This is a genomic window from Donghicola sp., assembly GCF_025210255.1.
Classification (GTDB): domain Bacteria; phylum Pseudomonadota; class Alphaproteobacteria; order Rhodobacterales; family Rhodobacteraceae; genus Donghicola; species Donghicola eburneus.
Genome location: NZ_JAOARZ010000015.1, coordinates 99,756 through 112,710 on the forward strand (window position 1 = coordinate 99,756; position 12,955 = coordinate 112,710).

11 protein-coding genes are annotated in these 12,955 nt (G+C 59.2%); 3 read left to right on the forward strand and 8 right to left on the reverse strand.

Annotated features, from left to right (window positions below):
* Together N4A58_RS05260 and N4A58_RS05265 are read right to left on the reverse strand one after the other, a co-directional pair.
* Positions 1 to 1,137 (reverse strand): ABC transporter ATP-binding protein, encoded by a 1,137-nt coding sequence (locus N4A58_RS05260; RefSeq protein ID WP_293708256.1) that lies wholly within the window; start codon positions 1,135 to 1,137, stop codon positions 1 to 3.
* A 72-nt stretch (positions 1,138 to 1,209) separates the two neighbouring features.
* The gene (locus N4A58_RS05265) at positions 1,210 to 2,295 is read right to left on the reverse strand and encodes a polyamine ABC transporter substrate-binding protein (protein ID WP_293708257.1); all 1,086 of its coding nucleotides are present in this window, start codon (positions 2,293 to 2,295) and stop codon (positions 1,210 to 1,212) included.
* Between the two features lie 161 nt (positions 2,296 to 2,456).
* On the opposite strand from N4A58_RS05265, the gene N4A58_RS05270 reads away from it, so the two are divergent.
* Together N4A58_RS05270 and N4A58_RS05275 are read left to right on the forward strand one after the other, a co-directional pair.
* Positions 2,457 to 3,137: a GntR family transcriptional regulator gene (locus N4A58_RS05270; protein WP_293708258.1), complete on the forward strand. Its 681-nt coding sequence runs from the start codon at positions 2,457 to 2,459 to the stop codon at positions 3,135 to 3,137.
* Between the two features lie 82 nt (positions 3,138 to 3,219).
* Positions 3,220 to 4,611, forward strand: coding sequence for an aspartate aminotransferase family protein (locus tag N4A58_RS05275; RefSeq protein WP_293708259.1), 1,392 nt, complete (start codon positions 3,220 to 3,222; stop codon positions 4,609 to 4,611).
* 40 nt (positions 4,612 to 4,651) lie between these two features.
* Here the strand turns inward: N4A58_RS05275 and N4A58_RS05280 are convergent, their stop codons facing one another.
* From N4A58_RS05280 to N4A58_RS05300, 5 genes are all read right to left on the reverse strand, one after another.
* Complete coding sequence (locus N4A58_RS05280; RefSeq protein WP_293708308.1) at positions 4,652 to 6,478, reverse strand: ABC transporter ATP-binding protein; 1,827 nt, start codon at positions 6,476 to 6,478, stop codon at positions 4,652 to 4,654.
* A complete protein-coding gene (locus N4A58_RS05285) occupies positions 6,475 to 8,328 on the reverse strand; it encodes an ABC transporter ATP-binding protein (protein WP_293708260.1) in 1,854 nt (617 codons plus the stop codon). Before N4A58_RS05285 ends, N4A58_RS05280 begins: the two co-directional genes overlap by 4 nt.
* Before the next feature lie 61 nt (positions 8,329 to 8,389).
* Positions 8,390 to 9,541, reverse strand: coding sequence for a CCA tRNA nucleotidyltransferase (locus tag N4A58_RS05290; protein WP_293708261.1), 1,152 nt, complete (start codon positions 9,539 to 9,541; stop codon positions 8,390 to 8,392).
* Complete coding sequence (locus N4A58_RS05295) at positions 9,538 to 10,140, reverse strand: CoA pyrophosphatase (RefSeq protein ID WP_293708262.1); 603 nt, start codon at positions 10,138 to 10,140, stop codon at positions 9,538 to 9,540. The genes N4A58_RS05290 and N4A58_RS05295 overlap by 4 nt, the downstream gene beginning before the upstream one ends.
* A complete protein-coding gene (locus N4A58_RS05300) occupies positions 10,124 to 11,137 on the reverse strand; it encodes an Hsp33 family molecular chaperone HslO (protein WP_072708890.1) in 1,014 nt (337 codons plus the stop codon). Before N4A58_RS05300 ends, N4A58_RS05295 begins: the two co-directional genes overlap by 17 nt.
* A gap of 120 nt (positions 11,138 to 11,257) precedes the next feature.
* Here N4A58_RS05300 and N4A58_RS05305 point away from each other — a divergent pair, with 120 nt between their 5' ends.
* On the forward strand, positions 11,258 to 11,698 hold the full coding sequence (locus N4A58_RS05305) for an NUDIX hydrolase (protein WP_293708263.1): 441 nt from the start codon (positions 11,258 to 11,260) through the stop codon (positions 11,696 to 11,698).
* On the opposite strand, the gene N4A58_RS05310 is transcribed toward N4A58_RS05305, so the two are convergent.
* On the reverse strand, positions 11,642 to 12,955 hold the full coding sequence (locus tag N4A58_RS05310) for a PP2C family protein-serine/threonine phosphatase (protein ID WP_293708264.1): 1,314 nt from the start codon (positions 12,953 to 12,955) through the stop codon (positions 11,642 to 11,644). The two genes, N4A58_RS05305 and N4A58_RS05310, sit on opposite strands and share 57 nt — an antisense overlap.

The following is a 12,955-nucleotide window of genomic DNA, read 5'->3' on the forward strand; positions in this document are numbered from 1 at the left end:
TTATCCCTCCAGCACCGAGCCGCCAGTCTTGGTCCAGCTGACCCAGACCTCATCCTCCCAAGTATAGGGACGGCGGCTGATGCGACGGGTGTTGGCCATCTGCGACTTGATCACTTGGCCTGTCGGCAGTTGCACGTGATAGGTCGAGAGGTTCCCTAAGTATGCGATATCAAGGATCTTGCCCTGTGCCGCATTCACGGCATCTGCAGGGCGGTCGGGACTGATCGTCACCTTCTCGGGGCGGATGGCGTAGAACACTTTCTGCCCTGCCGTGATCGCCCGAGAGGTCTGCGCGGTGATCGCCTGCTGGCCTTCGGCCCATTCAATCTGCACGGTTTCGTCGATTGCGGCGCTAGAGCGACCTTCGATCAAGTTCACGTCCCCAATAAAATCCGCCACATAAGCGTTGTCGGGGAATTCATAGATGCGGTCGGGGGTCGAGACCTGCATCACCTTGCCTTCGTCCATGACGGCGATCCGGCTGGCGACGGTCATGGCTTCTTCCTGATCGTGGGTCACGATGACGAAAGTGGTGCCGGTGTTTTCCTGAATATCCATCAGTTCGAACTGCGTGTCTTCGCGCAGTTTGGCGTCGAGCGCGCCAAGGGGTTCGTCCAGCAGCAGCAGCTTCGGCTCTTTGGCCAAAGAACGGGCCAAAGCCACACGCTGGCGCTGACCGCCGGAAATCTGGTGCGGTTTCCGTTTCGCGAATTTCTGAAGACGGACCATCCGCAGCATCTCTTCGACGCGGTGGTGGATTTCGTCCTTGGGTTTTCCGTCGCGGCGCAGGCCAAACGCGATGTTTTCATAGACTGACAGGTGCGGGAACAGCGCATAGCTCTGGAACATCATGTTCACGGGGCGCTGGTTCGGGGCGATCGGCCCCATGTCCTGTCCGCCGACATAAATCTTGCCCTCGGTCGGGGTTTCGAACCCTGCCAGCATCCGCATCATCGTGGTCTTGCCGCAGCCCGACGGACCCAAAAGCGCAAAGAATTCCCGCTCGTAGATATCCAGCGTCAGGTTGTCGATTGCGGTGAAGTCTCCGAACCGTTTGGTGACATTTTCAAACCGGATCAGCGGCTTGGCATCGGGATCATCCCATGGGGCGAAAATCGGAGCACCGTTGGCGGGCATGAATAACCTCGGCGAATGGTCGAAAAACAAAGAGGGGCGCGCAAGGAACCCTGCGCGCCCGGAACGTCGGTCTTAGTTGCCCGATTTGATCTTGGTCCACATGCGGGTCACGGTCCGCTGCAGCTTGGGATCATAGGGCGAGAAGGTGTAGAGGTTTTCCAGCGTCGCTTCGTCAGGATAGATCGCGGTGTCGCCGATCACGTCGTCGATCAGGTACTCTTGCGAGGCTTTGTTGCCGTTCGCATAGTACACATAGTTCGAAGCCGCAGCCATGTTCTGCGCGTCCATAATGAAGTTCAGGAAGGTGTGCGCACCCTCGGGGTTCGGCGCATCGGCAGGGATCGCCATCTGGTCGAACCACATCAAAGCACCCTCTTTGGGAGCGTGATAGGCCACCTCAACGCCGTTATCAGCTTCGGCGGCGCGGTCGCGGGCCTGAAGAATGTCACCCGACCAGCCAAAGGCGACACAAATTTCACCGTTGGCCAGCGCGTTGATGTATTCCGAAGAGTGGAACTTCTGAATGTAGGGACGCACGCCCATCAGGACCTCTTCGGCCTTGGCGATAACGTCCGCGTCCTTGCTATCAGGGTTCTCACCCAGATAAGCCAGTGCCGCAGGGATTACTTCGGTCGGAGCGTCCAGGAAATAGACACCACACTCAGCCAGCTTTTCCATGTTCGCGGGATCAAAGATCAGCGACAGGCTATCGATGGGCGCGTCATCACCCAGAACTTCAGCGACCTTGCCAGTGTTTGTCCCGATTCCTGTGGTGCCCCACATATAGTTGATCGAGTACTCGTTGCCGGGATCATATTGTGCGGTGCGGTCTTTGATCACGTCCCACAGGTTTTTAGCGTTGGGCAGCTGCGACATGTCCAGCTTCTGGAACGCGCCCGCCATGATTTGACGCTGCAAGAAGCTGCCAGTCGGGACCACGACGTCATAGCCCGAACCACCGGCCAGCATCTTGGTTTCCAGAACTTCGTTGCTGTCGAAAACGTCGTACACCAGCTCGAGGCCAGTTTCCTCTTCGAACTTGGTCAGCAATTCTTCGTCGATATAATCCGACCAATTATAGACGCGGACCTCTTCGGCCATGGCCGATGCTGCGGTGATCGCAAGCACTGCGGTGGTGGTCGCAAGTTTGAATGTCATGGTACTCTCCTGTTGGGCATCTGACGCTTTTCGCGCCTTGTAGAGAATTTGATCAAGTTTTACCCCATGTGGCAACGTTTCATTATTCCCACATCTCCAGTAAACTCATAAGGCTGGATACGACGCAAGCGGCACAACACAATTTGGAAGGTGATTAAGAATTGAGCAGCCCTGACCTCCCGAACGTCAAAAGCGCCCCACTTCCCGCCCACGAGATCGCATACCGATCTTTACGCGAAAAGGTCCTGTTCGGAGAGCTCGCCCCAGGGCAGCCAGTGACGATTCTGGGCCTGACCGAACAGCTGGGGGCTGGAATGACGCCGGTCCGCGAGGCCATCCGCCGCCTAATCGCCGAAGGGGCGCTAGACCTGCAAGGAAACCGTCGCGTCTGCGTGCCCAGATTGACCTGCAACTCTGTTGAAGAGCTGGTTTTTGCACGTCTCGCGCTCGAACCGCGGCTGGCAGAGCTTGCATGCGCCAAGGCCGATGATGAAGCTCGCGACAGCTTGGCGACCATCGACAAGCAGCTGGATTCGGCCATGCAGCACGGGGATATCTCGGGCTATCTGCGCGGGAACTACCAATTTCATCACCGGCTCTATGATCTTGCTGATGCGCCCATTCTGTCGTCCATGGCGGATAGTATGTGGTTACGTTTCGGACCATCCCTGCGCGTGGTGTGTGGCCGCTACGGCACCGTCAACCTTCCGGACAATCACAAGATTTTGCTGACTGCTATGGAAGCAGGCGACGCCGAGGCCGCCGCCCAAGCGATGCGCGACGACATTGAACAAGGCATGAATCAGCTGGCAGAGAGCCTCGGTGCCTCTGATTCGATTTGACAGTAAATAATTTGATCATATTCTCATCTTAACAGCGGCGCTCCGGCGCCCGTCTCCCCTCTTTGCAAGGACGAGGATCGTTATGGTCGAGATTTCCAACCACATGCCCACAGCCGAATTGCAGGCTCTGGACGCAGCGCACCACATGCACCCCTTTTCGACCCAGTCGGGTTTTGCGGATAAGGGCGCGCGGGTCATCACCCGCGCCAAGGGAACGCGTCTTTGGGACTCTGAAGGGGCGGAAATTCTGGATGCAATGGCGGGCCTGTGGTGCGTCAACATCGGCTATGGCCGTGACGAACTGGCCGAAGCCGCCTACCGCCAGATGAAGGAACTGCCCTACTACAACACCTTCTTCCAAACGACACACGTGCCGGTCATTGCCCTGTCACAGCGTTTGGCAGAACTCGCACCCGGTGATCTGAACCACGTCTTCTATGCCGGTTCGGGGTCCGAGGCGAACGACACCAACATCCGCATGGCGCGCTTTTATTGGGCGCAGAAGGGCAAGCCCAATAAGAACATCATCATCAGCCGCAAGAACGCGTATCACGGCTCGACCCTTGGCGCGATGTCGCTGGGTGGCATGAGCGGGATGCACGCCCAAGGCGGCGTTGTGCAGAACGTCCATCACATCGACCAACCCAACTGGTGGTCCGAGGGCGGCGACATGTCCCCCGAGGATTTCGGCATCGAACGCGCACAACAGCTGGAAAAAGCCATTCTGGAGCTGGGTGAGGACCGCGTCGCGGCCTTTATCGCCGAGCCGATCCAAGGCGCGGGTGGCGTGATCGTGCCGCCAGACAGCTACTGGCCCGAGCTGAAGCGCATTTGCGACAAGTACGAAATCCTGCTGATCGCAGACGAGGTCATCTGCGGCTTTGGCCGCACCGGCAACTGGTTCGGCAGCGAGACCGTCGGCATCCAGCCTCACATCATGACCATCGCCAAAGGTCTGTCGTCGGGCTACGCGCCCATCGGTGGCTCGATCGTCTGTGACGAGGTGGCCGAGGTCGTCGGCGGCGACGAATTCAACCACGGCTACACCTATGCGGGCCATCCGGTCAGCTGTGCCGTAGCGCTAGAAAACCTGCGCATTCTGGACGAAGAGGGCATCGTGACCCGCGCCCGCGAAGAGATCGCGCCCTACCTGAAGGAAAAGTTCGAGGGACTGACCGAACATCCCATGGTCGGCGAAGCCAAGATCGTTGGCATGATGGGCTCAATCGCGCTGACCCCGCACAAGGAAAGCCGCGCCGCCTTTGCCGCGGATGCAGGCACCGTCGGCTACATGGTCCGCGAGCGCTGTTTTGCGAACAACCTGATCATGCGCCATGTGGGCGACCGGATGATCATCTCTCCGCCGCTGGTCATCAGCAAAGAGGACGTGGATCTGCTGATCGCGCGCGCTTGGCAATCGCTGGACGAGGGCATGGCGCAGGTCAAAGACGAGGGCCTGTTCAAACCCGCCTAAGACATTAAAACGCTGGCCCCTGCTAAGAGGCCAGCGTTTTTCATTCCGCCGCGTCGAGCCCCAAGAACCCGCCCGACTGCCGCGCCCAAAGCCGCGCATAGGCCCCGTTGCGGGCCAGCAATGCGGAGTGGGAGCCTTGCTCGATCACCTTGCCATCATCCATGACGATGATCCGGTCCATCCGTGCGATGGTCGACAAGCGGTGGGCAATCGCCAGAACGGTCTTGCCCTCCATCGCGTGATCGAGAGCGTTCTGGATCGAGGCCTCAACCTCGCTATCCAGCGCACTGGTCGCCTCATCCAAAATCAGGATCGGCGCGTCCTTGAGAATAGCCCGAGCCAGAGCAATTCGCTGGCGCTGACCACCCGACAGCTTCACCCCGCGCTCGCCAAGGTAAGCGTCATAGGCCTTGCGCCCTGCGAAGTCCTGTAGGTGCTGAATAAACCCATCCGCCTCGGCAGCTTCGGCAGCCAGCTTCATCTCAGCGTCGCTGGCATCGGGGCGACCATATTTGATGTTCTCGCGGGCAGACCGGTTGAACATCGCCGTGTCCTGCGTGACCATCCCGATCTGGCTGCGCAGGCTCTGCTGCGTGACGTGCGAGATGTCCTGACCGTCGATCAAAATGCGCCCGCCTTCGGGCTGGTAAAGCCGCAATAGCAGTGACACGAGCGTTGATTTCCCCGCGCCAGAGGCCCCGACAACGCCAATCTTCTCGCCCGCTTTGATGGTCAGATCGATTCCCTGCACCCCGCCTCGTTCACGGCCGTAGGCGTATTTCAGGCCATCAATGCGGATTTCTCCGCCCGTCACAGACAGGTCTTGCGCGTCAGGCGCATCCTCAATCCGGCGGTGCGGGGTCAGCGTGCGAATGCCGTCCTCAACCTCGCCGATGTTGCCGTACATGCCCATTAGCGTGAAGCTGACCCAGCCCGTCATCTGCGCAATCCGCAGTGAAATCGCCCCGGCCGCGGCAATATCCCCCGCCGAAGCCTGCCCCGACCGCATCAGCAGCAGCGACGCACCAATCAGCAGGACGGGGAGCACACCGGCCCACGACATCAGGACCAACCGGAATTTCGCAGACAAGTACCCCATATCCAGCGCCTTGCCGCGAAACACTTCCATCGCCGACAGGGCCGCCCGATCTTCGTGATGGTCGTGGGCGAAGAGCTTGACCGTTTTTACGTTGGTGATCGTGTCGACCACCTGCCCCGTCACCATCGCGCGCGCATTGGCGCGGTCCTTAGACATGGCCCGCACGCGCGGGATGAAATAGCGGATCAGGGCAAAGTACCCGATCAGCCAGACTGTCAGCAGGCTGGCAACGCGCCAGTCTATGGCCCCTAACAAGGCCACCGACCCGAACAGGGATGCCAATGCAAAGGCCACCACGTTGATAAACTCTGACACCACTTCGGTCGTGGCACGGGCGGTCTGCATCTGCTTTTGCGCCAGCCGCCCTGCGAAGTCGTCATCAAAGAATGACACCTCTTGCCCCAGCACCCAGCGGTTCAGGCGCGAGAGCACCAAGGGCATGACATTAGGCTGAATGACAATACTGTTTGCCGCAGCCGACAGACCAAACGTGATCGGCCGCAACGCCAAGAAAAACAGGAGCGCACCAGCGATAACCGCTAAATTAACCGGCTGGAAGATGTCACCAGAGGCTGCAGCCGTGTCGACCAGCATCCCCAGAACCAGAGCAGACCCAGCCTCGGTTGCGCCCGCCAAAGCGGACAGCGCAAACGCACCGAATACAGCAGGCCACGCTCCGGCCAGCGCCCACTTCATGAACGCGCCCAAGGTTCGGGGAGGCGGCCCACCCGCGGGTTTAAATGAATCGATCCACTGAGATAATTTCAGCATTCACTGTCCTTTGTCTTCGGATCGCTGGCTAGGAACCCGCCCGATTGGCGCGCCCAGAGGCTGGCATAGAGCCCGCCTTGCGCCAGAAGCGCGTCGTGCGAGCCTTGTTCATGGATACGCCCCTGATCCAGAACAATAATCCGGTCCATTTGCGCAATTGTCGAAAGCCGATGTGCGATCGCGATCACGGTCTTGCCATCCATCAGCTGATACAGCGTGCTCTGGATGGCGGCTTCGACCTCACTATCTAGGGCGCTTGTCGCTTCGTCCAGCACGAGGATCGGCGCATCCTTCAAGATGACGCGAGCCAGAGCAATGCGTTGGCGCTGACCGCCTGACAGTTTTACGCCGCGCTCGCCTACGTGGGCGTCGTAACCGGTGCGGCCTTCGGCATCCTGAAGGCCAAGAATAAACTCATGCGCCTCGGCCCGTTGCGCGGCCGTAATCATCTGCTCTTCAGTCGCATCGGGGCGCCCGTACAGAATGTTGTCGCGGACCGAGCGGTGCATCAGGCTGCTGTCCTGCGTGACCATCCCGATTTGTCGGCGCAGACTGTCTTGGGTGACCTGCGCGATATCCTGACCGTCGATCAGAATGCGCCCCCCTTCGATATCGTAGAACCGCAAGAGCAACTTGATCAGGGTCGATTTGCCCGCACCCGAACGGCCGACGATCCCTACCTTTTCTCCCGCTTTGATCTGAAGGGACACGTGGTCAAGGCCACCCTGCCCTTTGCCGTAGTGATGGCTCAGGGATTGAACCTCGATCCGGCCACTGTGCATTTGCAGGTCCTGCGCACCCTTCGCATCTCGCAAAGCTAGTGGCTGCGCGATCGTCTCCAGCCCTTCGTCCACGACGCCGAGTTGCTGGAAGAAACTACTGATCGCCCACATGATCCAACCCGTCATCGCGTTGAGCCGCAGGGTTAACGCCGTCGCCGCTGCCACGATCCCGACCGAGGCGGATCCCACCGTCCATAAATACAGCGCCCATCCGACCACCCCGACGATCAGCAGGCCATTCAGGGTCATCAGCATCAGATCCATGAGCGTGTAGAGCCGCATTTCTTTGAAAAACGCTTGTCGCCCTTCTTCGATCACCTCTTTGGCGTAGTCGAGTTCTTGATCCTGATGGGCGAACAGCTTGACCGACTGGATGTTTGTGTAGGTGTCCACAACGCGGCCCGAAATTCGCGTGCGCATGTCGGCAGAGTATTTCGACGCAGGCGCAACCCGACGCATCACCCAGCGGACCAGTAGCAGAAACAGCCCGACCCACGCCAGAAGTGGCAACACCAAACGGCCATCACTGTCAGCCAACAGGATCGCTGCACCGACAACATATGCCAATGCAAACGCGATCGCATCAAAGATCTGGAAAACAGCCTCGCCCGCCGCGGGGGGTGCCTGCATGATCCGGCCCGCAATCCGGCCCGCGAAATCATTCTCGAACCAGCCGACCGACTGGCGCAAAACATGCTTGTGCGCCCGCCACCGAAAGGCAGTCCCGAAATTCGGCAGGATCGCATTGTTCAGCAGCGCGACGTCCAGAAACTGAAGCAGGGGCCGAAGGATCAGAATAAAGGCCGCGACCGCCAAGACTTGCAGCCCTTGGGTCTGCCAAAACGTGGCGGGATCACCGGACAGCGCATCTACGAGATGCCCCATATAATAGATCAGCCAGACCTCGACCCCCGCCACAATGATCGCCGTCAGCGCGGCCCATGCGAACACCGCCCTAAACGGCCCAGACAGCCACCACAGGTAATCCCGCACCCTCCGTGGGGGCTGGTCAGGCTCCGTATACGGAGCATAGGGATCTACGAGTTTTTCAAAAAACCGCATCATCGGGTCACCGCCTTGCTGTTATGCGAGGATGTAGCGCCCAAAGTTGATGGTCACATGTCGATTATTCGGGGCTGTTCAAGAGCTCTTCGCGCGTGAGCGAAAATTGCGCCTCTATCCAGCGTTTTTCAAGTTGCTTCAGACGCAGACCTAGTTGTGCGCCCTTATAGGCAGGCATCAAATCAGCCGCTTTGACAGGGAATTTGGCTGCGGCGCCTGCGGCGACGGCGGGGCCATCCGTCATCGGCACCCCCATGAGCGCCGCCCGCAAAATCATCGTCTGCAGGCCCCGCTCTGCGCCCAAGCGATATCCGATTTCGTGTGCTGGTGCGCCCTCTGTCGCGGAGTCCCGCAATTCAGCGAGGGCTCGCGCCTCGGCCTTGGACAAGCGCAAGCGGGTGGCCGCCTCGCAATTTCCCAGCGATGCGAGACGGAGCATCGGATCGGGGGCCAACCCTGCCTCGGCCTCCAGATGGACGAGCGGCCCTAACGCGGTCGCATCCGCGCCTGGCAAAACTTGCATCAGCACACCAGATTGCGCCATTGCCGCGACTGCGCGTGTCGGCTCCGCTGCCGTCAACAGTTTGCGCATCTCAGCGCCAAGCCGCTCCGCCGCCAATTTCAAGATTCCGTCAGACAGTTCGGCACAGGCCGCCAAGCCGTCAGGGTCGATTCCCAAATCTGGATTCCCGTACCACGCCGTAAAGCGGAAGAAGCGCAAGATGCGCAGGTAGTCCTCTTGGATGCGCTGATACGGGTCACCAATGAACCGAACGTGCCGCGCTTTTAAATCTGGCAATCCGCCCAAGGGGTCCGCGATCACGCCTTTCCGATCCGCATAAAGCGCGTTCATCGTAAAATCGCGGCGCGCGGCGTCATCGTCCATTGTGTCAGCAAAAGCGACGACCGCATGACGGCCAAAGGTCTCGACATCGCGGCGAAAGGTCGTGACCTCGTGACCGATCCCATCGGAAACAACTGTGATGGTGCCGTGTTCAATACCGGTGGGGACAGGCTTGAGCCCTGCCTTCTGCGCCAGTTCCATGACGGTTTCGGGTCGCGCATCGGTGCAAATGTCGATGTCATCCACCGGCGCATTGATCAGAGCGTTGCGGACACAGCCTCCGACGAACCATGCCTGATAGCCGGCCTCAACCAACATCGCGCACACCGCTTGGGTCGCGGGACGCTCTAGCCACGCGCCGGAAAGTTTCATGTGAAACGCTCCGCCAAGCCGCGCAGAACGCGCGCTGTCGCGCCCCAGATATAATAGGGCCCGTAGGGTACGGCAAAGTAATAGCGGCGAGACCCGCGCCAACGTCGACCATGGACCATGAAATTCTCGGGATTGGTCACGTGCTGCATTGGCACGTGGAAAACCTCTGCCACTTCGCCCAGTTCGGGCACCGGAGTGAACCCGCTTCTTAGCACTCCGATAATTGGCGTCATGGTAAACCCTGTCACGGTCTCGTGCGGGGGCAGCGCGCCCAAAACCTCGACAGAGTTCCGAGGCAATCCGATTTCTTCGTGCGCCTCACGCAGAGCAGTGGCGACAAGATCGGCATCTGTTTCGTCCTGCTTGCCCCCAGGGGCTGCGATCTGACCGGGATGGTGTTTTAGGGCCGAGGACCGCTTGGTCAGCCAAAGCCGTGCACCCGAAGGAGACGCCTCGAACGCGAGCAAAACGGCGGCGGGGCGCAGTTTGCGACCTTCGGGCAAGACGACCTCTGGGTTGAGGTCGAAATCAGAGGACGGCGCGGCCTCTTTGGCCAACGCCGCCGTCAATGTTGTGATCAGATCAGTCCTGCTGCTCATCAGAGCCGCCTTCGGGCTGCACCGCATCCTTGCCGACTGTCGCGGGGTCCAGATCGTAATGCGCGCCGCAGAACTGGCAGTCCGCAGTGATCCGGCCATCGTCTGTCAGCATGTGTGTCAGATCCTTGGCCGAATAGATCGACAGGGTTTGACGCACGCGTTCCTCAGAGCAGGTGCACCCAAACTTCACGACCTGAGAGTCAAACACGCGCGGCTGCTCTTCGTGGAACAGTCGGATCAGAAGATCGGTGGGCGAAACAGTCGGGCCGATCAGTTCCATCTCTTCGACACTGTCGAGAAGGATGTTCGCGCGGTTCCAGTTCTCTTCGTCGTCCCCGTGGACCAGATCGTTGGCCGTCAGGGTGCCGCCTTCGCCCGAGCCGCCTTCGCCACTGGCAAAGGGCGACGCTTTGGGCATGTGCTGCAGCATCACGCCGCCAGCACGCCAATACTCGCCACGACCTCCGGGTTCGACCGAACGGCCAAAGTTAATCGAAAAGCGGGTCGGCAGCTGTTCAGACTGGGCAAAGTACCCTTCGGCGGCCGCAGACAGCGAAGTCGTGTTCAAGGGAGCAATGCCTTGGTAAGGCTGCATATCGGGGCCTTGGTCAATCAGAACGGCAAAGTAGCCCTGCCCGATGTGATCAATCGGCGCCAAGGCGTTATCGATCCGATCTTCGTCATAGCTGGCATAGGCACGAATGCGTGCAGGCTCGCCCTCTTCTGTCGGACCATAATAATCCGTCGCGATCATCCGCACGGGACCCTTGGACTGCACCTGCAGAGACAGTTTCCAGCGCAGTTTGATGGTCTGGCCGATCAAAGCGGTCAGACACGCCATCTCCGCGACCAAGGCTTCGACCACAGGTGGGTAGTTGTGCTGTTTCAGAATGCCATCGAGAACGCCGTCCAAACGGGCGACACGGCCACGGACATCAGCGTTGTCCAACTGGAACGGCAATACCGTGTCGTCCCATGCGATTTTGTTTGCAATCATTTCGGGGTATCCTTACGCGCTTGGGGGATGGCATACCGCGCCCATATAAGGGCTACAAGCGTCTGTCCAAGAGGGATGGTCCTGATGCATCCCCGATTTGCAAAAACACATGGATTTGAAATGCGTAGATTTGGCGAGCCCCGCGACCTGACTGTTGCTTACACCAGACGCCCCGGAGCTTATGCGATCCTGATCCGCGACGGGCAAATTCTGCTGACATTTCAACAAAGCCCAGAGCCAGAATTTCAGCTGCCCGGCGGCGGGATCGACGCGGGCGAAACCGCGATCCCTGCCCTACACCGCGAAGTTTACGAAGAAACCGGTTGGAAAATCTCGACCCCTCAGAAAATCGGGACGTACAAGCGGTTCTGCTACATGCCCGACTACGACATCCACGCCGAAAAAATCTGCTCGATCTACGTTGCACGTCCAACCCAACGCGTCGGGCCCCCGACCGAAGATGGGCATTTCGCGTTTTGGCTGCCCTTGGCCGAGGCTCCAGCGCTACTGGCCAACAGCGGGGATCGGTTCTTCCTCGATCGGGTTCTGGCCACTTTGTGATCCCGAGACGTGCCAGAGGATTGCAGAGATATCGTCCTCGAAATCTTCGGTACCTGTGCGGTCGGCGAGATGCCACATAAGCGCATCAAGCGCCGCCCGTGGCCCATGATCCGCTAGGTCACCCAGAATCGTGCTTGTCTCTTGCTCTCCGAGCATAACCCCTGTGGCATCCTCGCTCTCGGAAATTCCGTCAGACAAAATCCACAATCGGTCGCCGGGCGCCAAGGTCGTCTCCACAGTCTCGTATTCTGCGCCTGAAATGAGCCCAACGGGCATCCCGCCTTCGCCCAAAAATTCTGTTTGTCCGCTGGCGCGCAATACGATGGGATGAGGGTGTCCAGCCTGACAGAGCGACAAGGCACCGGTCCGCAGATCCATATGCGCCAGAACCATTGTAGCGTAATGATCCGTGCATATTTCCTTGAGCAGACGCTCATTCAGGCGTGCAACGGCGATGTGCGGGGCACATGGACGATATCCCTCTGAGGTCCTTTCGAAGGCGACGTTTGACCCCAGATGCCCCGGCGAGAGGTACGCTGCAAGCCGCGCCGTCATCAGCGCACTGCTGATCCCATGCCCCGAAACATCAATCGCGTACATCAGGACTTGCTCGGGACCGGACGGCACAAAACCAACCAGATCACCGCCAACATGCCCCGAAGGCCGCAGCATCAAGGCAATTTGTCCAACCCCAAAGTCCTTGAATCTCTCTGGGACCAGTGACTGCTGCAACTGGCGCGCCTCAGTGAGTTCCTGCTCTTGCGCTTCATAGAGCCCCTTAAGCTCACTTAGCGCAGAGCACAGACGAGAATTGTTCTCCCGCAGTTGCTCTTGCATCTGCAAGATGCGCTCTCCGGCCAAAAGACGCGACTCCAGCTCCTCGATATTGACGGGCTTGGTCAAAAAGTCATCGGCACCACAGTTCAGTCCCTCGGCAACTGCGCCCTTTTCGCTGCGCGATGTCAGCAGAATAAAATATCCGTAGCGGTCTGCTGACATCTGCCGAAACGCGCGGCAAAACTCGATACCGTCCATGCCTGGCATCATCCAATCACTCAAAATAATATCCGGCGAGTCTGCGGCGCACATCCGTAGCGCGGTCGCACCACACTCTGCCTCTGACACCTCGTATCCGCGTTTTGTCAGCATCACTCGCAGGATGCGCCGCTGCAACGCGCTGTCGTCCACCACAAGGATTTTGAACGGACGGCCCATGCTACCCTGCGATGTGCCCAAGGGGCGATCATCTGAAATCAT